General features: G+C 47.9%; 1 protein-coding gene and 1 pseudogene. Both read right to left on the bottom strand.

From position 1 onward, the window contains the following. On the bottom strand, positions 1–937 hold a 937-nt coding region (locus AC5590_RS33155), incomplete at its 3' end, for an ATP-binding protein (RefSeq protein ID WP_169269000.1). A 30-nt stretch (positions 938–967) separates the two neighbouring features. Then, positions 968–1,230: pseudogene (locus tag AC5590_RS33160) on the bottom strand (CHAT domain-containing protein); the annotation flags it as partial.

Here is a 1,230-nt window from a genome sequence, read left to right on the forward strand (position 1 = left end):
AGGGTAATGCTCCCTCTCGTCCTTCGGCTTCCTGAACTAACAAATTCACCGTCGCTTGATCTAAAGGATGATTTGCCAGTTCTGCTGGCTTGGCTATAGCTTGCTGCAGTTCATCAGCAGTCATTGCTGGGATAATTAAGCCGTGTTGAGCAACAAGTTGATTCAGCACAGGATGCCTTTGGGTTTCGCCGAGAAAGTCACTGCGCAGGGTGACAATCACAGAAACACGAACTGAGGAGTCAGCAGCAGCATCAACTAAATTTTCAATAAAAGCTTTGCGTTCATCAGCATTCTTGCACAGCGAGTAGACCTCCTCAAACTGATCCACCAGCACCACTAAGGAAGATTCGGCAATCTTAGGCAGCATATCGGCAATGCGCCGCAAACCATCGTATGCACCTGTCTTATTAGTGCGCTGCAATTCATCAACAAACTCTCGTGTCTTCGCCACCGGGGTAAGATCCTGTGTCGCCACCCGCGCCAAAACCCCAGCCAAAGCTTCCAAGGGATGCGCCCCAGGTACCAGTATCGCCACCTGCGCCTGCTTTTTTCCGGGAAGCGATCGCCGCGCCAGTTCTGGAATTAATCCGGCGCGTGCTAGAGAAGATTTGCCACTTCCCGATGGTCCCAAAATAGGAAGCAAGCGGATTTGAGACACATCTGAGTGAAGATCTCGAAACACATTCCACAGTCGCGAAATCTGAGCTTCTCGACCAAAATAGCGATCCGCATCTTCTTCATCAAACGCCAACAGACCTTTGTAAGGATTGGGACCAATCTTAGTTTCAACAGGCGATAATTCTGATTTCACTTCTTGAGCGGTGTGATATTGGTAAATCACAACCCTATTGCCATCCCCTGAAATAATCGCACTGCTGAGTGCATCTCGTTCGATTGCGATGCTGCGATTTTCATTTGGAATAGCGTTGTCACTCATCGATTCTGCCTCAATATCAATACACTCCTGTTAAATTCCCAAACCAACGATACCAAGTAGCTTATGCCAGTTCTCTCCTAACCAAGCTGTTGTTTTGGTTAAGTGAGGTTTAAGTTTTTCAACCAGAGAAGCAAATCCTTCAGCCCTCTTAGCATAATCGAACGCTCTGTCTAATGCCTTCCCCACCTCGTTTTTATCTGGGTTGGGCTTGTTTACCTCTTCCTGGGCATCAGCAAATGCATTCTCAATTTTGCGACGATCCGGACTTTCCAGCAATGCGATCGCCTCTTGCA

This window comes from Brasilonema octagenarum UFV-OR1, assembly GCF_963888615.1.
GTDB lineage: Bacteria > Cyanobacteriota > Cyanobacteriia > Cyanobacteriales > Nostocaceae > Brasilonema > Brasilonema sennae.